At 64.6% G+C, this 23,612-nt stretch carries 25 protein-coding genes, 1 pseudogene and 1 riboswitch; of the genes and pseudogenes, 5 read left to right on the top strand and 21 right to left on the bottom strand.

The window, feature by feature from the left end; translation table 11 throughout:
- Positions 1-212 precede the first annotated feature (212 nt).
- Complete coding sequence (locus CO669_RS34535) at positions 213-647, top strand: hypothetical protein (protein WP_097667032.1); 435 nt, start codon at positions 213-215, stop codon at positions 645-647.
- A gap of 128 nt (positions 648-775) precedes the next feature.
- On the opposite strand, the gene CO669_RS34530 is transcribed toward CO669_RS34535, so the two are convergent.
- On the bottom strand, positions 776-1,423 hold the full coding sequence (locus CO669_RS34530) for a glutathione S-transferase family protein (RefSeq protein ID WP_097667030.1): 648 nt from the start codon (positions 1,421-1,423) through the stop codon (positions 776-778).
- A 294-nt stretch (positions 1,424-1,717) separates the two neighbouring features.
- Here CO669_RS34530 and CO669_RS34525 point away from each other — a divergent pair, with 294 nt between their 5' ends.
- Positions 1,718-1,942, top strand: a complete 225-nt coding sequence (locus CO669_RS34525; protein ID WP_097667028.1) for a DUF6429 family protein — start codon at positions 1,718-1,720, stop codon at positions 1,940-1,942.
- Between the two features lie 191 nt (positions 1,943-2,133).
- On the opposite strand, the gene CO669_RS34520 is transcribed toward CO669_RS34525, so the two are convergent.
- The 12 genes and pseudogenes from CO669_RS34520 to CO669_RS34465 all read right to left on the bottom strand — a co-directional run bounded on the left by CO669_RS34520 (position 2,134) and on the right by CO669_RS34465 (position 11,203).
- Positions 2,134-2,649, bottom strand: a complete 516-nt coding sequence (locus CO669_RS34520) for a mismatch-specific DNA-glycosylase (RefSeq protein WP_198964415.1) — start codon at positions 2,647-2,649, stop codon at positions 2,134-2,136.
- Positions 2,650-2,670: 21 nt separating this feature from the next.
- Positions 2,671-2,964: a type II toxin-antitoxin system RelE/ParE family toxin gene (locus CO669_RS34515; RefSeq protein WP_097667024.1), complete on the bottom strand. Its 294-nt coding sequence runs from the start codon at positions 2,962-2,964 to the stop codon at positions 2,671-2,673.
- On the bottom strand, positions 2,961-3,248 hold the full coding sequence (locus tag CO669_RS34510) for a hypothetical protein (protein ID WP_097667022.1): 288 nt from the start codon (positions 3,246-3,248) through the stop codon (positions 2,961-2,963). Before CO669_RS34510 ends, CO669_RS34515 begins: the two co-directional genes overlap by 4 nt.
- Positions 3,249-3,283: 35 nt before the next feature.
- Positions 3,284-3,523: pseudogene (locus CO669_RS34505) on the bottom strand (mismatch-specific DNA-glycosylase); the annotation flags it as partial.
- Between the two features lie 39 nt (positions 3,524-3,562).
- Positions 3,563-4,168, bottom strand: a complete 606-nt coding sequence (locus CO669_RS34500) for a hypothetical protein (RefSeq protein WP_097667020.1) — start codon at positions 4,166-4,168, stop codon at positions 3,563-3,565.
- A 135-nt stretch (positions 4,169-4,303) separates the two neighbouring features.
- Positions 4,304-5,380, bottom strand: coding sequence for a CBS domain-containing anti-phage protein (locus tag CO669_RS34495; RefSeq protein WP_097667018.1), 1,077 nt, complete (start codon positions 5,378-5,380; stop codon positions 4,304-4,306).
- 136 nt (positions 5,381-5,516) lie between these two features.
- Entirely contained in the window at positions 5,517-7,415 is a 1,899-nt protein-coding gene (thiC, locus tag CO669_RS34490; RefSeq protein ID WP_097667016.1) for a phosphomethylpyrimidine synthase ThiC, read from the bottom strand.
- Between the two features lie 183 nt (positions 7,416-7,598).
- Positions 7,599-8,207: a thiamine phosphate synthase gene (locus tag CO669_RS34485; RefSeq protein WP_097667015.1), complete on the bottom strand. Its 609-nt coding sequence runs from the start codon at positions 8,205-8,207 to the stop codon at positions 7,599-7,601.
- A complete protein-coding gene (locus tag CO669_RS34480) occupies positions 8,194-8,976 on the bottom strand; it encodes a thiazole synthase (protein WP_097667013.1) in 783 nt (260 codons plus the stop codon). Before CO669_RS34480 ends, CO669_RS34485 begins: the two co-directional genes overlap by 14 nt.
- 187 nt (positions 8,977-9,163) lie before the next feature.
- On the bottom strand, positions 9,164-9,361 hold the full coding sequence (gene thiS, locus CO669_RS34475) for a sulfur carrier protein ThiS (protein ID WP_097667011.1): 198 nt from the start codon (positions 9,359-9,361) through the stop codon (positions 9,164-9,166).
- A complete protein-coding gene (locus CO669_RS34470; protein ID WP_097667009.1) occupies positions 9,352-10,374 on the bottom strand; it encodes an FAD-dependent oxidoreductase in 1,023 nt (340 codons plus the stop codon). Before CO669_RS34470 ends, thiS begins: the two co-directional genes overlap by 10 nt.
- Positions 10,362-10,490, bottom strand: a riboswitch (TPP riboswitch). It overlaps the preceding gene by 13 nt.
- Before the next feature lie 164 nt (positions 10,491-10,654).
- Positions 10,655-11,203 carry a lytic transglycosylase domain-containing protein gene (locus CO669_RS34465; RefSeq protein ID WP_097667007.1) on the bottom strand — a complete coding sequence of 183 codons (549 nt, stop codon included), beginning with the start codon at positions 11,201-11,203 and terminating at the stop codon, positions 10,655-10,657.
- Between the two features lie 244 nt (positions 11,204-11,447).
- On the opposite strand from CO669_RS34465, the gene CO669_RS34460 reads away from it, so the two are divergent.
- Complete coding sequence (locus tag CO669_RS34460; protein ID WP_097667005.1) at positions 11,448-11,648, top strand: hypothetical protein; 201 nt, start codon at positions 11,448-11,450, stop codon at positions 11,646-11,648.
- An 89-nt stretch (positions 11,649-11,737) separates the two neighbouring features.
- Here CO669_RS34460 and CO669_RS34455 read toward each other — a convergent pair whose 3' ends face one another.
- Both CO669_RS34455 and CO669_RS34450 read right to left on the bottom strand, forming a co-directional pair.
- Positions 11,738-13,060: an ATP-binding protein gene (locus CO669_RS34455; protein WP_097667003.1), complete on the bottom strand. Its 1,323-nt coding sequence runs from the start codon at positions 13,058-13,060 to the stop codon at positions 11,738-11,740.
- A gap of 14 nt (positions 13,061-13,074) precedes the next feature.
- The gene (locus CO669_RS34450) at positions 13,075-13,860 is read right to left on the bottom strand and encodes a response regulator (RefSeq protein WP_097667001.1); all 786 of its coding nucleotides are present in this window, start codon (positions 13,858-13,860) and stop codon (positions 13,075-13,077) included.
- Between the two features lie 180 nt (positions 13,861-14,040).
- Between CO669_RS34450 and CO669_RS34445 the strand changes: the two genes are divergently transcribed.
- A complete protein-coding gene (locus tag CO669_RS34445; RefSeq protein WP_198964414.1) occupies positions 14,041-14,613 on the top strand; it encodes a hypothetical protein in 573 nt (190 codons plus the stop codon).
- A 230-nt stretch (positions 14,614-14,843) separates the two neighbouring features.
- On the top strand, positions 14,844-15,371 hold the full coding sequence (locus CO669_RS34440; protein ID WP_097667036.1) for a PRC-barrel domain-containing protein: 528 nt from the start codon (positions 14,844-14,846) through the stop codon (positions 15,369-15,371).
- Positions 15,372-15,636: 265 nt separating this feature from the next.
- Here the strand turns inward: CO669_RS34440 and CO669_RS34435 are convergent, their stop codons facing one another.
- The 6 genes from CO669_RS34435 to CO669_RS34410 form a co-directional block, all read right to left on the bottom strand.
- Positions 15,637-16,848: an ABC transporter substrate-binding protein gene (locus tag CO669_RS34435; RefSeq protein ID WP_097666999.1), complete on the bottom strand. Its 1,212-nt coding sequence runs from the start codon at positions 16,846-16,848 to the stop codon at positions 15,637-15,639.
- Positions 16,849-17,045: 197 nt separating this feature from the next.
- Positions 17,046-17,873 (bottom strand): ABC transporter permease, encoded by an 828-nt coding sequence (locus tag CO669_RS34430; RefSeq protein WP_198964413.1) that lies wholly within the window; start codon positions 17,871-17,873, stop codon positions 17,046-17,048.
- Positions 17,870-19,120, bottom strand: coding sequence for an ABC transporter permease (locus CO669_RS34425; protein ID WP_097666997.1), 1,251 nt, complete (start codon positions 19,118-19,120; stop codon positions 17,870-17,872). The genes CO669_RS34430 and CO669_RS34425 overlap by 4 nt, the downstream gene beginning before the upstream one ends.
- Positions 19,121-19,372: 252 nt before the next feature.
- Positions 19,373-20,422, bottom strand: coding sequence for an ABC transporter substrate-binding protein (locus CO669_RS34420; protein WP_097666995.1), 1,050 nt, complete (start codon positions 20,420-20,422; stop codon positions 19,373-19,375).
- A gap of 65 nt (positions 20,423-20,487) precedes the next feature.
- Positions 20,488-21,597 (bottom strand): ABC transporter ATP-binding protein, encoded by a 1,110-nt coding sequence (locus tag CO669_RS34415; protein WP_097666993.1) that lies wholly within the window; start codon positions 21,595-21,597, stop codon positions 20,488-20,490.
- A gap of 327 nt (positions 21,598-21,924) precedes the next feature.
- Positions 21,925-23,493: a DUF4403 family protein gene (locus CO669_RS34410; protein WP_097666991.1), complete on the bottom strand. Its 1,569-nt coding sequence runs from the start codon at positions 23,491-23,493 to the stop codon at positions 21,925-21,927.
- Positions 23,494-23,612 lie beyond the last annotated feature (119 nt).

The raw sequence follows: 23,612 nt of genomic DNA, 5'->3' as shown, positions 1-23,612 counted from the left end.
ACTTGACCAACGACCCACCTGTCAGTGATGTGTCCGAACAGGTGTCAGCCATGTCTCCGGACTAAACACTGAACCGGGCGATGACCGCTGAGTGCTTGACGACGATCACGCCTCACGCCCCATCCCATCATGTTGCCGCCCCGATCGATCAGGTACATTCGTTGCGTCTGATTCGTTTCTTCCCCCACAAAAAGCAGCCCCCGGAGACTCCCATGAAGCTCGCTTCCACCTTTCGCGCCGCGCTGGTCGCCATCGTCGCGCTGGCCGGACTCTCGACCGCGGCGCGGGCCGACAGCGGCTTCGTGACGCTGACGATCTACAAGGCGGGCTGGATCATCGGCGGCTCGGGCGGGAGCGGAGTGCTGAACTTCCGCGGCCGCTCCTATGCGCTCTCGACCGGCGGGCTCGACTACGGCCTCGTGTTCGGTGGATCCAAGACCGTGCTGCGCGGCCGCGTCAGCAACATCAACCGGCCCTCCGACGTCGCCGGAGTCTACGGCGCCGCCGGCGCCGGCCTTGCCGTGGGCGCCGGCGCCCGCGCCATCGTGCTCACCAACCAGAAGGGCGCGGTGCTGGAGCTGTCGGGCACGCAGGTCGGCCTGATGGCGAACGCTGATCTCAGCGGTCTTGCGATCACGATGCGGTAGGGCAGGTCGCGCAGGGTGGGCAAAGGCGCAAAGCGCCGTGCCCACCATTCGTCAGTGATCGATCCAGATCGTGGGCACGCTTCCGCCTTCGCTCTTTGAGCTACGGCGGACAAGTCGCTTTGCCCACCCTACGACTGCGATGCCGCGGTGAACACCGCAAGCTGCGCGTCGAACGCACGCCGGAACGCCGGCCGCGCTTCGCCGCGGGCGACATAGGCGGCGATGTCAGGGAATTCGTCGAGCAGCCCGGATGTGTGCAGCCGCCGCAGCACGGTCACCATCATGAGGTCGCCGGCGCTGAAGGTGCCATCGAGCCAGTCGGCCTCGCCGAGGCGTCGGGACAATTCGCCGAGCCTGACGCGGACGCGATCCTGCAGGCCCGGCAGGCGCTCCGCGTACCAGCGCTTGTCGCGCTCGAACAGCATCGCCATGGTGAGCTCGACGATCGGCGGCTCCATTGTGCTCAACGCAGCGAACATCCACGCGATCGCGCGTGCCCGCGCATCGGCATTCTTCGGCAGCAAGCCGTCGTGGTGCTCGGCGATATGCAGCACGATCGCCCCTGACTCGAACAGCGCGAGATCGCCGTCCTCATAAGTGGGGATCTGCCCGAACGGATGCAGCGCGCGATGCGCCGGCTGCTTCATCGCGGTAAACGAGACGAGGCGGACGTCGTAAGGTTGCCCGACTTCCTCGAACGCCCAGCGCACGCGCATGTCGCGCGCGTGGCCCTTGCCGCGGTCGGGCGAGCTTTCGAAGGCGGTGATGGTGGGCATCGGGGACTCCGGGGTGGTTGGCCTACAGAGGACGAACGAGGCCGGCACCTTCCGACACCCTCTCCGATCTTTGTAGGGTGGGTTAGCCGTTCACATACGCGGTTCATCAACACGGGACGGAGCAAGGCGTAACCCACCTCTTATGCCTCGGCGGCGGCAGACGCGGTGGGTTGCGCCGCGCGACTGCGCTTCGCGCACCCGCGCCTCTAACCCACCCTACGCACCTCCCAGCGCCGTTGCAGGCCGTCGATTGTCGAATAGGATGGCCTCAACATCGTTCGTGAGGAGATCGATATGACCATCAACACAGACAAGATCGACGATGCCGCGCTGGCCTTGCTTTATCTCACCTTGCACGACGGCTGCCGGGCATGGAAGGGTTTTGATTGGGGAGTGCTCGGGCGCCTGCATGACAAGGGCATGATTGACGATCCCGTCGGCAAGGTGAAGTCCGTGGTGTTCACGCAAGAGGGGCTCGAACGCGCGAAGACGCTGTTCAAGGAATTGTTCGAGGAGTGACGTCTGCGAACGCAATGACGGCGTGCCGCCAAACCCACGATGTCGTCCCTGCGAAAGCAGGGACCCATACCGCGTGATTTATCTGCGCGATTGGTCTCAGTACCGAAACGCCGAGTCTCCGCCAAACTACTCCCTGGGGTTATGGGTCCCCGCGTTCGCGGGGACGACGGGCGGAATGTGACGCGCCGTTGTCAACTCATCTCACGGCCAATCCACGCCGCCAGCTCGCGCCACGGCTCGATCGTCCAGCTCCCCGACGCCGCGCCCGACGGCGAGGGCAGCACGAAAATCTCCGGCAGGTTTTCATCGCGCGGCTGCCGCCCCAGCGCGATCGCAGCGGACGGCCGGCCGTAAAACAAGCTCGCCGCCTTCTTGCTCGTGAACGCAATCGTCCGCGGCCGATACGTCTCCATCTTCGCCCTGAACCCCGCGACGTCGATCGTCTCCGCCGCGATCTGGTGATCCATCCCCGCGCCGGTCTTGGAGAGATCGGTGAATCCGATGCCAAGCTCGGTCAGCGAAGCAAACTCGCCCGGCTGATACCGCCGCGGCGTGATCCCGGCCTCATGGATCGCGCGCCAGAAGCGGTTGCCGGGGTGGGCGTAGTAGTGCCCGAGCTCGGCTGAACGCGTCGAGGCGGCGGTGCCGACGAAGATGAGGCGGAGGTTGGGGCGGAGGAGGTCGGGGAGGCGGTGGAGTTCAGGCAAGTCAATCGTCCGTCGCTGCGCTCACTCGTCCGTCTTGCGGGCCTCGCGGCCGTGCCATATGCGCGTGATCAGGATGTCCTGTGCCTCCGCCAACACGGCATACCGCACGACGTAGCCGGACGCGCCAAAGCGGACCACGATCTGGCGAAGCTCGGCATCTCGCGTCGGCATTCCGAGATCGGGAAACGCCTGCAAACGTTCGATCGCCCGCCAGATCGACGCGAGCGCGCGTTGCGCGGCGGCCGGGCTGTGTTGATCGAGAAACAGGCGCAATCGCTCGACGTCCTCGACGGCGTCGGGCGAAAGCAGGATCATCCGATCCTGCGCGCCACCGGTCGCGGCAGCTCCTGCGCCGAACCCCAGCTCGCGACCCAGTCCTTCACCTCGTCGAGCGGCACGGCGGCGCGGGTGTTCTTGAAATCATTTAGCCGCCGGCGGTCCTCGGCAATATCAGGGCCGGCGATATCGACCACGGAATCGAGCAGCGCCACGGCCTCCGCGAGCACGGCGGCGACATCCTGCCCGCGCTCGTCGGCCATCTCGCGCAACCGCGCGTCGGTGTCGGCATCGATCTCCAGCGTGCGACGAATGATGTTCATGTCAGCAGGATAAGCGCGGAGGAGGATTTTGTCGAGGCGTCCGTCTTGGAGGGACCAGTGAAGCCGATCCCGAGCTCCATCAGCGATGCGAACTCGCTTGGCTGACAGCGCCGCGGCGTGATCCCGGTCTCATGGATCGCGCGCCAGAAGCGGTTGCCGGGATGGGCGTAGTAGTGCCCGAGCTCCGCAGAACGCGTCGAGGCGGCGGTGCCGACGAAGACGAGGCGGAGGCTGGGGCGGAGCTGGTCGGGGAGGCGGTGGAGAGTGTTGGACATCTTCGATGCGAGTTCAGCCTCAGGTTGACAGCGATCATTTCACGGCTGCCTTCCGAAGTAAAACTCCCACATCCAAATGTAGCTCAAGGTGGTGGTCACCAAGATAGTCACTGCGCTGATAATCGGAGGGACTATGCTCTTTGTCTCATTGTAGAGGAACAAAACAGCGGCGCATACGGTTGCAAGCGCAATGTTTAGCTCAATCCAAGGGATAACAGGAGCTCCGCGCAGGTAAGCTAGAGCTGCCCAGATGGTATCGATAGCCATCAGCGCTAGGATGCACCAATAGAAGTTTCTCCATTGGCCAGGCGAAAGCGCTCGGGACATCACAAAGAATATTGCAGCCTCTAGCATAAAAACTATGCCGTCCATCATTAGAAAACCGGAATAGAAATCAGGGATGGCTTTGACGTCGAGATAAGCCCGAAATATGTGACGGTTCATTCCGTGAAAGAACGGAAAAATCAGCAGTAGAAAGCCTAAGAGGGTCGGCAAGCGCTCCCATTGAACGATCCGATCTTCGGGCTTGTCTGCCTTGTCCGCAATGGCTTGCTTGAATGCCTCGCTGAGCGCTAGCGCCAGTACAACCGTGAAGGCACGCTGGAAAAAAGAGACCGCGTCTTGATAGTCCGCTCCGAGAGGCATTCTATTCCTTTGGCGGTGCAGGGTGGGTTTGCCGTTCGCAAGTGGTCGTTCAACACGCGACGGCGCAAGGCGTAACCGCCATTTCCGGAGAGGCTTGGGATGCAAAGTGGCCCCGCCCTTCGGGCTGCGAGGCGTTCAGTGAGGCTTGCTCCGGGCAACAATGTTCTGAATGTGGCTCAAGAATTTTGTAAAATCTCTTAAGCTGTCCAGCTCTTTCGGAGGAACGCCATCTGGATCAAAATGCATCACGTCATTTCTAATTCGTCGAATGTTGTCGAGGTCTTTGCAAAAGCTGGCTCGGTCAATCGCAAGACCAAATTGCTTCCATCGTTCTGGTTTCTCTAGCAGCCTTAGATAGCCGCCAAATGCAAGATCATGCGGCCCTTGGATTTGACGTTCAGTATCGCTTGGGTCTCGAGCGTCGTTCAGGTCAGCGATAGAGAAGCGACCTCCAATCATGCTGCGTATAAAGTTCTCTATTTCTCCTAATAAGAGGAAGGGTTCGGCAAGAAGCTTGAACTGCTCGCTGAGGTCGCTCGCAGTAATGATGCCTGAAATCCTGTTGTCATCTCCTCTAACGAGGACATACTGGTGAGCTACGATTACTGGAATGGCATCAAAAATTGAAAAGTGACTGCGAATTTCGTGATGCGGTTCCATGAAGTCGCGGGCGAATGATTCGGGCTTTGAAAGCGCAAGGCGAGATCCAATGGTTGTCCACGTGATTACTCCCTTCACCTCTCTCTCGCTTGTCATTACTGGTAGCTGAGAAAAATTTCGCAGAAGAAGAAGGGCAGTGACTTCTGCCAAAGTGCTATCAGGCCTCACGCTGAGCACTGTTTGATTGGCGGGGCCTAGCTTGCTGATTCTGTAGGTGGGATCCGTTCTAATCCACTCTTGGTCAGAAGATGCGGCGGCTGTTTGTGCCGACTTGTCACCGCTCGGTGTGCCCCCTAAGGCGGCCTCCGACGAAGCTGGCGCGATTGGCTCCGATGATGCACGACGGAGTTCCAGCGGGGCGTCAATGTAATTGGATTCAAAGTCTGGCGCGGTTTCAAGTCCCGCCGCAGCCAGTTCTCTCCGAATAGATTGGACTATAAAATAGCCTCGTCGCTGCGCATTGAACCAAGAGAGAAATTCACGAGTGGTGACTGGCGGCGGAGATTTTCCGTTAGCAATTTCGTCGGTAACCTTTACTAGAAATCCGTTCATAGCATCACCAATTCTTGAAGAATGTGATGATGCTACCTCGGGTTGTGGACCGGTGTCAAACCTACAGCTTTAGTAGAGGCGGAGGATCGGAAAAAAGCCCGATCCCCCTAGTGTATCCGCAGAGCGAGGGGCAGGTTTACAACACCCGATTGCTCTCCTTCACCTTCTCCGCATCCAGATAAACGCTGCTCCCCATCTCCTTGAACTTCGCGCTCATCTTGGCCATGCCGTCCTCGGCCGTGCCGGCCATCGACATCCCCACCGCCGCCGGATCGTTCAGCGTCGCCGCATAATCCCGCACGTCCTGCGTGATCTTCATCGAGCAGAATTTCGGGCCGCACATCGAGCAGAAATGCGCGACCTTGTGGGCTTCCTTCGGCAGGGTCTCGTCGTGGAAGTTCTTGGCCGTATCGGGGTCGAGGCCGAGGTTGAACTGGTCGCTCCAGCGGAAGTCGAAACGGGCGCGGGACAGCGCATCGTCGCGCAGTTGGGCGGCGGGGTGGCCCTTGGCGAGATCGCTGGCGTGGGCGGCGATCTTGTAGGTGATGACGCCGGTCTTGACGTCGTTACGATCAGGGAGGCCGAGATGCTCCTTCGGCGTAACGTAGCAGAGCATGGCGCAGCCGAACCAGCCGATCATGGCGGCGCCAATGCCCGACGTGATGTGGTCGTAGCCCGGCGCGATGTCGGTGGTCAGGGGCCCGAGAGTGTAGAACGGCGCTTCGCCGCATTCCTTGAGCTGCTTGTCCATGTTGATCTTGATCTTGTGCATCGGCACGTGGCCGGGGCCTTCGATCATGACCTGGCAGCCCTTGTCCCACGCGATTTTTGTCAATTCGCCGAGCGTTTCGAGTTCGGCAAACTGTGCGCGGTCGTTCGCGTCGGCGATCGAGCCGGGGCGCAGGCCGTCGCCGAGCGAGAACGAGACGTCATACTTGCGCATGAGGTCGCAGATCTCGTCGAAATGCGTGTAGAGGAAGCTCTCCTTGTGATGCGCCAGGCACCACTTTGCCATGATCGAGCCGCCGCGTGACACGATGCCGGTGACGCGGCTCGCGGTGAGGTGGATGTATTGCAGGCGCACGCCGGCGTGGATGGTGAAATAATCGACGCCCTGCTCGCACTGCTCGATCAAGGTGTCCTTGTAGAGCTCCCAGGTCAGCTTGACCGGATCGCCGTTGCACTTCTCCAGCGCCTGGTAGATCGGCACCGTGCCGATCGGCACCGGCGAGTTGCGCAGGATCCACTCACGCGTGGTGTGGATGTTGCGGCCGGTCGAGAGGTCCATCACGGTGTCGGCGCCCCAGCGGATCGCCCACACCATCTTCTCGACCTCTTCCTCGACCGACGACGTCACGGCGGAGTTGCCGATATTGGCGTTGATCTTGGTCAGGAAGTTGCGGCCGATGATCATCGGCTCGAGCTCGGAATGGTTGATGTTGGAGGGGATGATGGCCCGTCCCCGCGCGATCTCGTCGCGGACGAACTCCGGGGTGATGAAGGCCGGCACCGCGGCGCCGAAGCTCTCGCCGTCGGCGAGGGCGGCTTCCGCGCGCTCGAGCTGCTGCTTGCGGCCGAGGTTTTCACGCGCGGCGACGTAGATCATCTCCTTGGTGATGATGCCGGCGCGAGCGAATTCGAGCTGGGTGATCTTGTGGCCGTCGAGGCCGCGCAGCGGCTTGTGATAGGCCGAGAAGGCGCGCGCGGCCTTGTCGGTGGAGACGCTGCCATTGTCCTCCGGCTTGACCTGGCGGCCCTCATATTCCTCGACGCCGCCGCGCTCCAGCACCCATTGCTTGCGGTTGCGGGCAAGGCCGGCGTTGACGTCGATGGTGACGGAGGGATCGGTGTAGGGGCCGGACGTGTCGTACACCGGCAGGTTCGGCTCGCCGGCGCCTTCGGACAGGATGATCTCGCGCAAGGGCACGCGCAGCTCGGGCGCGGCGTCGGGCGAGGCGAAGATTTTTCGCGAGGAGGGAAGCGGGCCGGTGGTGACGGCGGGGACGGTTTTTTCAGGATTGGAGCGGATGTTCATGGGATCCTCCGGTTTAATTCGTTGGTTTCGCTGCGCGAGAGGCAATTACCGCTGTCATCCCCGCGAAAGCGGGCATCCAGTACTCCGCGGCGGTCCGGCTAGAGCCGAGGAGCCGCGGCGTACTGGATCGCCCGGTCAAGCCGGGCGATGACAGTTGAGTTTGAGGCGAGAGCGGTGTGCACATCACGCCGCCTCCGTCGACAGGCCGAGCCATTGCCGCACTCGGGCATCGGGATCGGCATTCTGAGTGACGTCGCTGACCACCGCGATCGAATCCGCGCCGGCGGCAAAGATCTCCGCGGCGTGCTCGAACTTGATGCCGCCGATCGCGACCAGCGGGATGGCGCCGATGCGCTTCTTCCATTCGGTGATCTTCGGAATGCCCTGCGGCTCGAAGCGCATCGACTTGAGCGTCGTGAAGAAGATCGGGCCGAGCGCGACGTAATCCGGCTTGGCCTTGAGCGCGGTCGCAAGCTCGTCGTCGTCGTGGGTGGAGATGCCGAGCGAGAGACCGGCCTCGCGGATGGCGCCGAGATCCGCGTCGGCAAGGTCCTCCTGGCCGAGATGCAGATATTTGGCGCCGGCGACGATCGCGGCGCGCCAATAATCGTTCACGACCAGCTTGGCCTGGGTGTCCTTGGTGATCGCCAGCGCGTCGGTGACGATCTGCAGCGCATCGGCGTCGTTGAGCGCCTTGGCGCGCAGCTGGATGGTGCCGACGCCGAGCCTGGTCAGGCGCTCGACCCATTTGAGGCTGTCGACGACGGGATAAAAGCGATCAGGATACGGCATGCCAGAACGGGGTCCCAACGACGGGGGTGGAGGGGGAGGCGAAGTCGCGGGCGTTCATCAGCCCGGCCTCGAAAGCGGTACGGCCGGCCTCGATGCCGAGGCGGAAGGCCTTGGCCATCGCGACGGGATCGGCGGCCTTGGCGATCGCAGTGTTGAGCAGCACGGCGTCGTAGCCGAGCTCCAGCGCCTGCGCGGCGTGGCTGGGCGCGCCGAGACCGGCGTCGACCACCAGCGTGATGTCGGGCAGGCGGTCGCGCATCAGCTTCAGCGCATCGCGGTTGGTGATGCCCTTCGCGCTGCCGATGGGAGCTGCCCACGGCATCACCACCTTGCAGCCGGCATCGACCAGCCGGTTGGCGACCGAGAGATCCTCGGTGCAATAGGGAAACACCTCGAAGCCGTCCTTGATCAGGATGGCGGCGGCTTCGACCAGGCCAACGACGTCGGGCTGCAGCGTGTCGTTGTCGGCGATGACCTCGAGCTTGATCCAGGACGTGCCGAACAATTCGCGGGCAAGCTTGGCGGTCGTCACCGCCTCGCGCACGGTGCGGCAGCCGGCGGTGTTCGGCAGCACGGTGACGTCGAGCTCGCGGATCAGATTCCAGAATGCATCGCCAGTCTTGCCGCCGGCGGATTCGCGCCGCAGCGACACCGTGACGATGTTCGAGCCGGAGGCGCGGATCGCCGACTGCATGATCGCAGGCGAGGGATAGAGCGCGCTGCCGATCAGGAGGCGCGAGGCGAAGGTCTTGCCGTAGAAGGTCACCATGTTGGTGTCTCCTCGAGTTCAGCTGCCAACCCAGATGCAGCTGTCATCCCCGCGAAGGCGGGGATCCAGTACGCCGCGGCCGCGCGGCTGGAATCGTGAAGCCGCGGCGTACTGGATCGCCCGGTCAAGCCGGGCGATGACAGCGGCGTGTAGGGTGGGCGCCGGCGCGACACATGAAGAACCATCCTCACCCTCCCTGCCGCGGCGTGATGATCTCGATCTCGTCGCCGGCCTTGAGGCTGGTCTCGGCCCAGCGGCTCTTCGGCACGACGTCGTAGTTCAGCGCGATCGCGAAATGGGTGCCTTCGTAGTCGAGCTCGGCCAGCAGCGCATCGACGCTGGCCGCGTTCACCTCGCGCTGCTCACCGTTCACGGTCACAAGCATTGCATCACCTCGTTGTCGATCTGGCCGCGCTCGACATAGTTGAGCGTCAGCTCGGCGAGCGCAGGCGCGATCAGGAAGCCGTGGCGATAGAGCCCGTTGACGGTGATCCTGCGGCCGCGAATGCCGATGCGCGGCAGGTTGTCGGGAAAAGCGGGGCGAAGGCCGGAGCCGAATTCGACGATGCGGGCTTCGCCGAAGGCGGGGTGCACGGCATAGGCCGCGCCCAGCAGCTCCAGCGCGGAGCGGACGCTGACGCCGGTGTCCTCGGCCTCGATCGAGGTCGCGCCCAGCATGAACAGATTGTCCTCGCGCGGGATCACGTAGAGCGGCCAGCGCGGGTGCATCAGCCGCACCGGGCGGGCCAGCTGAACCTCACTGGTCTCGATCAGGATCATCTCGCCCTTGACGCCGCGCAGCTCCGGCTGCTCGTCGCGGGCACCGAGGCCGCGGCAGTCGATCACGATGCCGTCGGGGTCCTTGGCGAGATCGGCGACGGTGACGTCGCTGGAGAATTTGATGGTGCCGCCGGCGGCGCGGATGCGCTCGTGCAGCTGCGGCAGCACGCGGCGCGGCTCGACATGGCCCTCGGCCGGGAAGAACAGCGCATCGCGGAAGCGGCCCTCCAGCGACGGCTCGAGCTCGGCAAGGCTGGCTGCGTCGAGCCGGCGGTGGTCCTCGGTCATGCGCGCAAAACGCTCGAAATCGTTGCGCTCGCGTGGATGGGCGACGACGAGCGAGCCGTTGAACGGCGTGTCGGGCAGCTCGCGCCGCCAGACCTCGAGCGAGCGCAAGCCGAGGCGGCTGATGATGGGTTCGGCGACCTCGGCCTCGCAATAGGGCGCGAGCATGCCCCCGGCCCAATGGCTGGTGGCGTCCGTCATCGCCTCGTCACCGCGCTCGTGCAGGGTCACGGCATGGCCGGCCTGTGCGAACAACAGGGCCTGCCAGGCGCCCGCAATGCCCGCGCCGATGATGGATACCGGTGAATCCGGTCGCTTGGTCGTTTGCAACATCCCTGTCCCTTCGCCGGCATGACCCGGATCAGGTTCAAAGGGTCACCGCGGTCCTGGGCGGTATTGCCCATTTAGCGGTATCTCAGCTCCTCCTCGGAGCACCCCTCGGAACGGCTCTAATGTAGGACAGTGACGGCCAGTGTCAACGCATGTTGCGGGAACCCTGTGCCCCGGACGCGGCGCATCATGCAGTGGTGCGCTGCAGAGCCGGCGCCCATTTGCGTGGTTCACATGGGTCCCGGTTCAGCACCGCGGCACTGGGCGCCCGGGACATGAGAGGCTACCTTGGCGCCTGCGCCCGCGCATTGCGGACGCGCTGGGCCAGCTTTTTATGCGGCGCATTGCCGAACATCGGCTGCGGATTGCCGTTGGGCTCGAGCCAGGGCTGGCCCATGCTGTTGTCGCCCATCGTGGCGACCTGCACGGCCTCCTGCCGCTGGCGCTTGGCGGCGTAGTAATAGCCGCCGGCGAAATAGCGCACGGCGCGGGCGTGATCGCCATTGGCGGCGCGATAGGCGCCGGCGAGGTATTTCACGGCATAGGTGAGGTTGGTGTTGGGATCGCGCAGGCCCGCGGCATCGCCGGTGTAGCCGACCCCGCGGGCGGTCGCGAGCTTGATCTGCATCAGGCCGATGGTGCCGCCATGGCCGACGAGATGCGGCTGATAGCGGCTCTCGCGCATGATCACGCGGTGCACCAGCGCTTCCGGCACGCCGTTGGCGCGGGCATGGGCCGCGACCATCTCGGCATATTCGGCCTGGCCCGCGAAGGCGGCTTGCGGCAATGTCAGTCCGGCCGCGAGCAGCGCGGCAATGTGCAAAATTCTCATCAGATATCCCGGCGGTCCTGAGTGGCGGCTTGAACGGCCTGCGCCCGGCTGCCGATAGGCCTCCCGAACGCGGCGATGATGTGACCAAACGCCGCCGTTAACGATTTTGCGGCGCCGAGCCGCTGATACGACTCAATGCTGGCGTACAGGTTCCCTCAGGTGGACCATTCGCGGCAGCAAGGCTGTCTATTCGCGCAGGCGCGCGAAAGCGAGTAGGAAAACGCGGAAAATCGGGAGAGGTGCCATGACAAAAGCAGTCCTCAGCGACATCCCCAGGCAAAACCCCTGTGCCCAATGCGGCACGCCGATCCCGCAGCCCGACTGGATCGAACCGGGCGAAGGCCGCGTCTCCTATCTCTGGACCTGCCACGCCTGCAACTATCGCTTCGAGGCGGTGGCCATCTTCGACGAGGTCGCCGTCGAGCACCCGCCGCTCGCGGCGTAAGGGTTGACCTAAGAGGGGATGATCTCCGCGCAAACGCCTTCCGCGTTTGTCGCGACGGAAAACCGCTGCGCACTTTTCCGGATCATGCCCTATGCCGCAAGCCGCGGCTGCTGCCAGAGCGGCAATTGCATCCGCACGATCAGGCCATGGGGACTGCGGTCGTGCAGCGACAGCTCGCCGCCATGGGCGAGCGCGATCGCGCGCGCGATCGACAGGCCGAGCCCGAAGCCGGTGGACTCGTCCATGGTGCGCGCATCGTCGCCGCGCACGAACGGTTCCAGCATCTCCTGCTTGCGCGCATCCGAAATGCCGGGGCCGTCGTCCTCGACGTCGATGACGAGCGTCGTGCCGGAGACGTCGAGGCGGATCGTCACCTCGGCGCCGAAGCGCACCGCGTTCTCGACGAGGTTGGTGACGCCGCGATGCAGATCGTCGGGCCGCGCGGCGGCGGTGGCGGAGGCCGGCCCGTCATAATGCACGACATGGCCCATGTCGCCGAACTGGTCGGCGACGAGCTGGAGCGTGCTGGCGATGTCGACCAGCGTCACGGCCTCGACCTTGCGGTCGTTGCGCAGCAGCGACAGCACGCTTTCCAGCATCGCGCGCATCTGGTCGAGATCCATCAGCATGCGCTTGCGGTTGCCCTCGTCCTCGATGAACTCGGCGCGCAGGCGCAGCCGCGTGATCGGCGTGCGCAGATCGTGGCTGATCGCGGCCAGCATCCGCGTGCGATCCGACATCAGCCGGGCGATCCGCTCATGCATGCGGTTGAGCGCGCGCGCGACCGAGCGGATCTCTTCCGGACCGCGCTCGGGCAGCGGCTCGGCCCCGCCGTCCAGGCTGAAATTTTCGGCGGCCTTGGCGAAGGACGACAGGGGAGCCGCCAGCGCGCGCGCCGCCCACAGGCCGAGCACGGTGACGCAGATGAAGGCGGTCATCAGCGCCATCAGCCAGGGCGCGCCCCAGAGCCACGGCCGGGGCCCGCCATCGACATGTCCCGATATCATGGTGCCGTCGGGCAATTCGACGCCGACGCGGGATTCGCTGCCGGCCGGGGCGAGCTGGACCGCCTTGTAGCCGCGCCCGAGATGGCGGCGCATCGCGCGCAGGTGCTGATCGTCGCTCTCCGCGACGCTCGCGGTACCGGGCGCGAGCATTTCGATGCCGAGCTTGGGGAAGGCGCGCGCGAGGTCGGCAACGAGGCGCGGACGCTCGCCGACGTCGGCCGAACCGAGCAGCAGCGCCGCATCGGTCAATTGATGCGCGCCGTCCGGCGGCATGTCGGGGCGGTCCGGCCGGTTGATCAGGAAGGCGGTGGTGACGACGAGATGGAGCGCGACGGTCGAAGCCAGCACCAGCCCGGCGATCTGTCCGCCGATCCCCTTGAGGTGAAAGAACCCGAACGGCTTCATCGTCGGCGTCCCCTTCAATTGCTCAGGGGCGCCGCTGCTGCTTCCGTGCCTGCCGTCTGGGTGCCTGCCGCCTGCAGGCCTGCAACCTGCGTCCGCGGCGTGAACAGATAGCCGCCGGAGCGCACCGTCTTGATGAGGGTGGGATCGGCCGGATTGGGCTCGATCTTGCGGCGGATGCGGCTGACCAGCACGTCGATGGAGCGTTCGAACGATCCCGTGTTGCGCCCTTGGGTGAGGTCGAGCAGGCTGTCGCGCGACAGCACGCGGCCGGGCCGTTCGCAGAACGTGCGGAGCAGATCGAATTCGGCGCTGGTCACCGCGACGCGCGCGCCCTCGGGATTGCGCAGTTCGCGCAGTCGCAGATCGATGTGCCAGCCCTCGAAGGTGAGCGTGGAGGCGCCTTCGATCGAGCTTGCCGCTTGCGCCGCGGCCTGGCGGCGCAGCACCGCGTTGATGCGGGCGAGCAGCTCGCGCGGGTTGAAGGGTTTTGACAGATAATCGTCCGCGCCCATCTCGAGGCCGACGATGCGGTCGATGTCCTCGCCGCGCGCGGTCAGCATGATGATCGGCGTCTGCGCCTCGGCGCGCACCTTGCGGCAGAGGCTGAGGCCGTCCTCGCCGGGCAGCATGACGTCGAGGATGATGAGGTCGACGCGGTGGTCGGCCATGGCGCGCGACATCTCGCGGCCATCGCTCACGGCGGTGACGTTGCAGGCGTTGTTGCGCAGGTACTTCGCAATCAACGTCCGGGTTTCGCGGTCGTCCTCGACGACCAGGATGTTGGGATTGGGAATGGCCATGCGCTTTGTTTGTCCAAGATTCGGGCCAAATGGCGAAGATTTTTGTTTCGGATTGTTTCTGTCCGGCTTCCCGCAACAGGCGGCAATCGCGCCGTCGCGGAGCGGCAAGATCTCGTTAAGGCCGTTAACCATACCGTGGCAGCCGCGCACAAGAAACCCCGCAAAACCCACGGAGCCATCATGACCTCGATTTCGGCGGCCTCCGCCGGCAACTACCAGTCGCCGCTGCAGCGGTTGCAGCAGGAATTGCAGTCGGAAGTGTCCACCGGCACGATCTCGTCCTCGGACCAATCCGCACTTTCTACGGCGCTGACCGACATCGACACGGCGCTCCAGCAGAGCCGGTCCAGCGACCAGTCGAGCGGCACGCGTCCCTCCAAGGAGGACATGCAGTCGAAGATCGACGACCTCATCTCGAACGAGGTGTCGAACGGGACGTTGACCTCGGATCAGGCCGAAGCGCTCAAGGGCGTGTTTCAGTCCGCCTTCGCAAGCGGTTCGGGCGGGGCGGGTGGCCCCGGCGGCGCCGGCGGACCGCCGCCCGGTCCGCCGCCGGGCGACAGCTCTTCGGATTCGTCGTCTTCCACGGATACGACCAGCAGCACCTCCAGTGACCAGACCACCGCCGAGATCCTGCAGCAGTTCCTGCAGGCGCTCCAGCAGTCGCAATCGTCGAGCGCGTCCTACGGCGCAAACGGCAGCTCATCCGGCAACTCCGATTTTTCCGCGCTGCTGATCGACTACAAGAGCTGACCCTGAGCGACGCGGGTCGGCGCGGGTCCTCGCCGCGATCGTGCTTCACCCAGGGCGCATGATCGCCGGCGAGGAACCGTGCGTCGCAAAATGTTCCTGAGTGACGCAGGAACATTGTTTGTGAGATTTCATCGCGCGCTTCGCGCGACGAAATTGCGGCGCGCACGGAACTGCGTGTGATCAGCGCTGTTCTCTCCACACGAGTTTTTTGTGAAGGAGAGGACAACATGATGATGATGAAATCGATCGCCGCCGGCCTTGCCGGCACCGCACTGTTTGCCACCGTTGCGTTCGCGCAATCGCCGACCGCCACCACCGACAAGGCGCCGACCGCGGCCACCGCCACGACGACGACGACCACCGCGTCGGGTCAGTGGCGTACCTCGAAGATGGACGGCCTGAAGGTCTACAACGAAGCCAACGAGAACATCGGCACCATCAACGACCTGCTGATGGACAAGAGCGGCGACATCAAGATCGCCGTGATCGGCGTCGGCGGCTTCCTCGGCATGGGCGAGCATCTGGTCGCCGTGCCCTACGAGAAGCTGAAGTTCGTCAATGAGGCGGTTGCCTCGACCACGACGACCCGCCCGGCAACGACCACGACCGGCGCTGCCACCGGCACCGAGAAGACCACGACGACGGCCCCGGCAGCTTCGACCACCTCGTCGACCTCGAAGTGGTATCCGGACCACGCCGTGTTCAACGCCAGCAAGGACGAGCTGAAGAACATGCCGGAGTTCAAGTACGCGGAGTAACGCCGCTCGACTGACGGCCCAAACGACGTGCGCCCGGTTTTCACCGGGCGCATTGTCGCGTCTGCCTTCGTCACCGCGCAGCATGAACGGTGTGACGGCGGTCCGAGCAAGCGCCTCGTCCTTCGAGACGCCCGCTTTGCGGGCTCCTCAGGATGAGGCTAAGCGGCATTGGCCGCGTTGACATTGCTGCCGTGCACTTCGCCCTCATCCTGAGAGCCCGCCACCGGCGGGCGTCTCGAAGGATGCGCTGCGGGCGAGAACACTTTCAGTGCGTCACCAGCGGGCAGCCGCCCTTGTCGAGCGGACGGAAGGCCTCGTCGCCGGGCACGGTGGCGATCAGCTTGTAGAGGTCCCACTCGCCCTTGGACTCCTCGGGCTTCTTGACCTCGAACAGATACATGTCGTGGACCATGCGGCCGTCGATGCGGATCTTGCCGCCCTTGGCGAAGAAGTCGTTGACCGGCGTGGCGCGCATCTGCGCCATTACCTTCGGCGCCTCGTCGGTCTTGATGGCGTCGATCGCCTTCAGATAGTGCATGGTCGCCGAATAGAGCCCGGCCTGGATCATGGTCGGCATATGGCCGACCTTTTCGTTGAAGCGCTTGGAGAAGGCGCGGGTCTCCTCGTTCATGTCCCAGTAGAACGCGTCGGTGACGATCAGGCCTTGCGTCGCCTTGATGCCGAGCGAATGCGTGTCGGTGATCTCCTGCAGCAGCGCGATCATCTTCTGGCCGCCCTGGGTCAGGCCGAACTCGGCCGCCTGCTTCAAGGCATTGGTGGTGTCGCCGCCGGCATTCGCCAGCGCGACCACCTTGGCCTTGGAGGCCTGGGCCTGCAGCAGGAAGGAGGAGAAGTCCGACGAGTTGAGGGGATGACGGACCTCGCCGAGCACCTTGCCGCCGCTCTCCTTGACCACGTTGGCGGCGTCGCGCTGCAGCGCCATGCCGAAGGCGTAGTCGGCGGTGACGAAGAACCAGCTGTCCTCGCCGCGCTTCACCATCGCCTTGCCGGCGACGTTCGACAGCGCGTAGGTGTCGTAGGTCCAGTGCACGGTATTGGGCGAGCAGGCGACGCCGGTGATGTCGGAGGAGCCGCCGCCCGAATTGATGTTGATCTTGTTCTTCTCGCGCGTCAGCGCCGAGATCGGCAAGGCCACCGACGACGTCGGCACGTCGAAGATCGCGTCGACCTTGTCGTTGTCGTACCAGTTGCGGGCGATGTTGACGCCGACGTCGGGCTTGTTCTGGTGGTCGGCGGCGACCACGGCGACGGGCTTACCCGCGACCTTGGCGCCGTAATCGGCGACCGCCATCTCGACCGCGGCGAGCGAGCCCTTGCCGGTCGCGTCGGCATAGAGGCTCGACATGTCCGTGAGCACGCCGATCTTGACGATATCGTCCGAAATCTGCGCCTGCGCGGCGCCGGACGTGGCGGCAAGCGCAAAGCCGGCCGCGACCGCGGCGATGAGTTTTTGCATGTGTTTCTCCCTGTGTGTTGTTGTCTGGGCGTTGTTGAGGGAGGAGTTGTAGCGGCAATCGGTCGCGGCAGCTAAGCGGTGCGCGCCATAGCCGAATGCAAAATCAGACGGGGCGGGCGGTGTTCCCTCTGCCTCCCCCCCCTGCGGGGCAGGCGGCCTCTCCCCGCAGGCGGGGAGAGGCAGAGACGTAGCGCCTTTCAGCCGCCGGCCTTCAGCCGTTCGTTGCGCCGGCGCAAGGCCTCCAGGGTGGCGAGGAGGATGACCGAGATCGTCGTCAGGATCACCGCGGCTGCGGTGATGGTCGGGCTGATGTTCTCGCGGATGCCGCTGAACATTTCGCGCGGCAGGGTGCGCTGCTCGGGGCCTGCCATGAACAGCACGATCACCACCTCGTCGAAGCTGGTCGCAAAGGCGAACAGCGCGCCCGATGCGAGGCCGGGCAGGATCAGCGGCAGGATCACGCGGCGGAACGCCTCAATTGGCGAGGCGCCGAGCGAGGCGGCGGCGCGCGCGAGGTTGGTGTCGAAGCTTTGCAGCGTCGCGCCGACCGTGATCACCACGAAGGGCGTCGCCAGCGCGGTGTGCGCCAGGATCAGGCCGAGATAGCTTCCGGTGAGGCCAATCGGCGCGAAGAAGAAATAGAGGCCGACGGCGGTGATGACGCCGGGCACGACGACCGGCGACAGCACGAAGGCGAGCACCAGCGGCTTGAGGCGGCTCTTCCATTGCGCCAGCCCGAGTGCGGCCAGCGTGCCCAGCACCATGGACAGCGCCGTCGAGGCGACCCCGATGATCACGCTGTTCTTCAGCGCATTCATCCAGCGTGGCGAGGTGATGAAGTCGTCGTACCAGCGCAAGGACAGGCCTGGCAGCGGATAGGTGAGATACGCGCTGGAACTGAAGGACAGCGGCATGATCGCCAGGATCGGCGCGATCAGGAACACGAACACCAGCGCGGAGACCACGATGGTCGCGGTCCACGCGATGCGCTGGCTGGGCGTGCGCAAGGAGGAATTGTCGCTCAATTCTTCATGCCTCCCGTCACCTGCTGGCCCTGCACCAGCTTGCCGTAGACGAGAGCCAGCAGGATCGTGGCCAGCAGCAGCACGGCGCCGAGCGCGGAGGCGAGACCCCAATTGGCGGTCTCGGTGGTGTAGAGCGCAATGAAATAGCTGATCATCTGGTCGGCGGCGCCGCCGACGAGGGCCGGTGTGATGTAGTAGCCGAGAGCCAAAATGAAGACGAGCAGGCTTCCCGCGCCGATGCCGGGCAAGGTCTGCGGCAGGTAGATCCTTAAGAACGCGGTGACCGGCGGCGCGCCGAGCGAGGCGGCGGCGCGCATGTAAGCGGGTGAGATCGCCTTCATGCTGCTGTACAGCGGCAGGATCATGAACGGCAACAGCACATGGGTCATCGCCACGCAGACGCCGAAGCGGTTGTAGATCAGGCGCAACGGCTCGTCGATGATGCCGAGCCAGTGCAGGCTGTCGTTCACGACGCCCTTGCTCTGCAGCAGCACGATCCACGCGCAGGTGCGGACCAGAAGCGACGTCCAGAACGGCAGCAGGACGAAGATCATCAGCAAGTTCGATCTGGCAGGCGGCAGCGTCGCCAGGAGGTAGGCGACCGGGAAGCCGAGGATCAGGCAGAGTGCGGTCACGCTGAGGCTGATGAGGAAGGTGCGGGTGAAAACCTCGCGGTAGATGGCTTGATCCGGCGGCGCCGCGACGATCGCGCTGTCCGCGTTCCGCGTCAGGTCGAGCGCCGCCAGCAAATAGAAGCCGGTCACCGGGCCGCCGGCATCCTTGATCGTCGTCCAGGTGCTGCGTTCGCGCCAGGCCGCGTTGATCTTGACCAATGTCTCCTTGGCCGTGCCGGCTTCCGGCATCGCCTTCAGATTGCGCGACGTGCCGGTGAGGATGGTGCGAAAACCGTTCAGAGCATAGTTGAGCCGCTTGGCTGCGATGGCGAGGGTACCGGACGTGCGCGCCGCCTGGATGTCGCTCGCCAGCGCCGCATAGGCCTTTTCATCCGGCAGGTCCTTGCCGTCCCAGTCGGCGAGAGCTGCGATCGTTTGCGGCAGAACCTGACGCACCTCGCGGTCGTCGATTGCACGCCACAACATCCCGGCGATCGGTCCGGCGAAAGTGAAGAGCAGGAAGACGAGAAGCGGCAGGACCAGCGCCAGGGCCTTGAGCTGGCGCGTCCGCTCGGCGCGCCTCAATCGGCGCTTGAGCGGGACTTCGGTCTGGGTCGAGGACGCGGCGGTCATGACGGAAGCCTCTCCGACGAGAGGCCTGAGCAAGCGCCTCGTCCTTCGAGACGACCGCGGAGCCTGTCATCGGGCCGCGCTTCGCGCGGACCCGGTGGCGGTCTCCTCAGGATGAGGCTGATCGAGATCGGTGCTTTTCGAGCCGTTGTTGCCACAAACTCAGACCTCATCCTGAGGGCCCGCCGCAGGCGGGCGTCTCGAAGGATGCGCCACGGATGAGTTGTCCGCCGCGCACCCTCTGAACGCGCCGCGCTATTTCGCGGCCCATTTGTTGAAGCGCTCGGTCAGGCGGTCAATGTTCTCGAGCCAGAACGCAACGTTGATCTCGACCGCGTTCTTGATGTTGTCGGGCGCTGTCGGCAAGTCCTTCAGGACGGCGGGCGCGAGCTTGCCGGCTGCGTCCTTGTTCGAGGTGCCATAGGAGATGTTCTCGGAAAGCTTTGCCTGGTTCTCTGCCTTGCCGGCGAAGTCCAGGAACTTGTAGGCCGCGTCCTTGTTCGGGCTGCCCTTCAGGATGACCCAGCTGTCGAGCGTGAACAGCGCGCCGTCCCACACCATGCCAAAGTTCTTCTTCTCGTTCTTGTTCGCGGTGTCGATGCGGCCGTTATACACCGAGGTCATCACCACCTCGCCGGAGGCGAGCAGCTGCGGCGGCTGGGCGCCGGCCTTCCACCAGACGATGTCGCCCTTGATGGTGTCCAGCTTCTGGAACGCGCGCTCGACGCCCTCGTCGGTCGCCAGCACATGGTAGACGTCCTTCGGCGGGACGCCGTCGGCCATCAGCGCGATCTCCAGCGTGGTCTTCGGGCCCTGGCGCAGGGCGCGCTTGCCGGGGATCTTCTTGGTGTCGAAGAAGTCGGCCCAGCCCTTCGGGGCCTCCTTCAGCTTGTCCTTGTCGTAGCCGAGCACGAAGTCATAGAGGATGGCGCCGACGCCGCACGGATTGACCGATGGTGGGATGTAGGCGGCCTCGCCGCCGATCCTGGTATAATCCATCTTCTCGAACAGGCCTTCCTCGCAGCCGACCGCGAGTTCGTCGCTCTCGACCTGGACGACGTCCCAGGTGGCGGCGCCGCCTTGCACCTTGGCGCGCAACACGCCGACGCCGCCGTCCCAGGACTCGTCGTTCATCGCAACGCCGGCAGCTTTCTTGAACGGCTCGAAATAGACCTTCTTCTGCGCATCCTGATAGGCGCCGCCCCACGACACGATTGTGAGGTCACGTGCTTCCGCGGCCGTCGCCAGCACGGTACTGGCACTGAACGCCGCGGCGAAACCCAGAGCGATCTTGCGGTTCAGCATGGTCTTCGTTCCTTCTTCGTGTGAGTGGCGTTGAGGTTGATTGTTCGGGGGCGCTGTACGTTGCATCAGACCGGATCGAGGGCGAGGCAATCTTCCGGGCGGAAGGTGATGAAGACATTCTCGCCGTGTCCCAGGCTGTCATGCGCGCCGGGTTGAAGCTTGACCATGAACTCGCCGTTCCCTGCGACGTCGAGCACGGCCAGTGCGTGATCGCCGAGATAGATGGTGTTCTGCACTCTCGCCGGCAGGCGGTTCGCCCCGTCGCCGGAGCTGCCGTCCGGGACGATGGCGATCCGCTCGGGCCGCACCGACAGCGAGGTCGAGGCGCCGGCGCCGGAGATGTTGACCGCCCGGGCGGTGACGGTGCCGCCCCCGGCCAGCGCCACGCGGCAATAATCCTTGTCGACCGCCTCGACCGTGCCGGCCAGCACGTTGTTCTCGCCGATGAAATGGGCGACGAAACTGTTCGCCGGATGCTCGTACAGCGCATCCGGCCTGTCGATCTGTTGCACGATGCCGTCGTTGAACACGGCGATGCGGTCCGACATGGTGAGCGCTTCGCTCTGGTCGTGGGTGACGTAGACGATCGTGATGCCCATCCGCTCGTGCAACTGCTTGATCTCCAGCTGCATCTGCTCGCGCAGGCGCTTGTCGAGGGCGCCGAGCGGCTCGTCCATCAGCACCAGCTGCGGATTGAAGACGAGCGCGCGGGCCAGCGCCACGCGCTGCTGCTGGCCGCCCGACAATTGTCCGGGCCGCCGGTGCGCCATCGCTTCCATCTTGATCATGCGTAACGCGGCGTTGACGCGCTCCTGTGCTTCCGCCTTGCTCGTGTTGCGAACGGATAGCGGGAAGGCGATATTCTCGGCGATCGTCAGGTGCGGAAACAAGGCATAGTTCTGGAACACCATGCCGATGTCGCGCTTATGCGGCGGCATGTTCTTGATCGGGCGGTCGCCGAGGTAGATCTCGCCATGGGTCGGAACCTCGAAGCCGGCCAGCATCATCAGCGAGGTCGTCTTGCCCGAGCCCGACGGGCCGAGCAGGGTGATGAACTCGCCTTTCCTGATGTCGAGATCGAGGTTCTTCACCACGAGATGCTCGCCATCATAGGTCTTCTGAATGCCGGAAAACCGCACCAATGCCGGCGCGGGCGTGACCATGCCGGCTTCCATGTTGTCCTCGGCTTGCCGCTACGATGCTGTCAGCACCTCGTTCGAGGTTGCCGAGCGGCAGCTTAGCATCCTCGGATGAGAATGCCAGCGGGGCGAGCGACGACGAGGCTTCGGTTTGACTCGCGGTGCAGCCCGAGCGCACGCCTCGTCCTTCGAGACGGCGCTGACGCGCCTCCTCAGGATGAGGCTAATGGGCATGGGTGCTGGTCGAAACTGCCGCCGAACATTCCGTCTTCATCCTGAGGGCCCGCCGAAGGCGGGCGTCTCGAAGGATGGCAGCAGGGAAAGGCTCTCCATGCGATAGCACGGCGATGAAGCGAAGGCGCGCTACATTCCCGACAGCTTGCTCACAAACACATTCAGGGAGCCGCCGGCTTCCGCGACCACGCGCAGCGTCTTGGAATCGAAGGCGATGTCGGCGAGCGTCAGGCTGTCGATTTTGGCGTCGACCTTGACGCCGTCCTCGCTTTTCTGAAAGTCGGCGATGACGCCAGCGATCTTCTCGCGCGCATTGGCGGCGATCGGCTTCAGGTCGAGCGTCGCCTTCTGCAGCAGCGCCTGCTGCATCTGCGGCACCACCGCACGGGCCGCCGCGCCGAGCAGGCCGAACGCCGCCTCGGATTCCACCGCGAGCTGGATGTCGGTGAGCCGCAGCGTCTGTTGCGCCTGGTCGAGCACCGGCCGCCCCCAGATGTGCACCGTCGCCTCGGCGCCGAGACCGAGCCAGCTCTTCTTCTCCTTGGCGCGTACCAGCAGCGAGATCAGCAGGCGCTCGCCCGACGGGATCACGTTGGCGCTCTTCACCGTGACGTCGACCGGTCCCGAGCCGTCCTCCGGATAGGTGTGGCCGACCATCTGCGCCGCGATCAGCTTGTTGATCTCGGTGAAGGGCACGTCGATGGGAACGCCGATGCTCACGCCGGTGCCGGTCGGCGGCACGATCGAGATCTTGTCGGGGAACGGACAGTCCGGCTTGGTCGGCGTCGAGGTGACGCGCGTCTCGGCTTCCAGGCCCATCAGCAGCGTCACGGCCTGGGCATCGACGCGCGGCTGCGCGGCGATGGCGCGGATCGGCTTCATCTCCAGCCAGAGCGGCGGCAGCGCGGCCGAGCCGCCCGAGCCCTGCAGCGGGATCGAGCGGCACGCCTTGGCCCATTGCAGCTTCGCATTCTCGCGCAAGGAGGGATCGTTGCGGATGCGCTCGGAGACGAGGTTGATCTGCTCGCCGACATTCTTGTCGATCAAAGGCTTCACCTGCGCAGGCACGTTGACCTTGGCGCCGGAGACATTGAGGTTGGTGTCGCCGAGATTGACCTGGGCGGCGAGATTGGGCTCGAGATGCCAGTTGGCCGCAAGCTTCGGTCGCGAGGTGACGATCACGTTGCCCTTGATCTCGGCGCTGGCGTTCAGATTCTTGATGTTGACCGCGCCGATCCGTTTTGCGGCGTCGCCGCCGAGCACGCTGCCGAGTGCATCGCCGAGCGCACCGGTGGCTTTCGCCGACAGCGAGCCCGTGACGTTCAGCTTGCCGGTCAGCGGCGTCGAGATCGTCAGCACGTCCTTGTCGCCGCCGGCGGCCATCGGCCCGCGCACGGCGGTCCAGCCGATGTCGGCGTTCTCCAGGATCTGCGAGACCGGGTTGTCGGCTTTCCCGGCGAAATTGCGCGGCGCGGCCTTTTCGGCCTGCTCGCGGATCGCCGAGATCGCGATGGCCACGGGCGCGATCACGATCGAGCTCTTCGCGACCGGCGGCAATGGCGGCAATTGCGCGACCGGCGGTGCGGAATTCGTCGCGCGCGGCGACAGCAGATCCATCGCCTTCAAGCTGATGAAGAACGACGCCGCGAGCACAGCGACGCCGATCAGGATCGTCTTCAGATTCAACGTTGGTCGCATCACTCCCCCAGGCTGCCCTGCCTTAGGATTTTACAGGGCGGGCGAGGAGGGCGCTAGGTAGTGGACTCAAACCTAGCCCATAGACGGGTGGCGGCGAGCAGAACGGCTGCGAGGAAGTT

The sequence above is a fragment of the Bradyrhizobium sp. Y36 genome (assembly GCF_002531575.1).
Classification (GTDB): Bacteria; Pseudomonadota; Alphaproteobacteria; order Rhizobiales; family Xanthobacteraceae; genus Bradyrhizobium.
The sequence above is the reverse complement of the archived record's forward strand: the minus strand, read 5'-3'. Positions and strand labels throughout refer to the sequence as shown.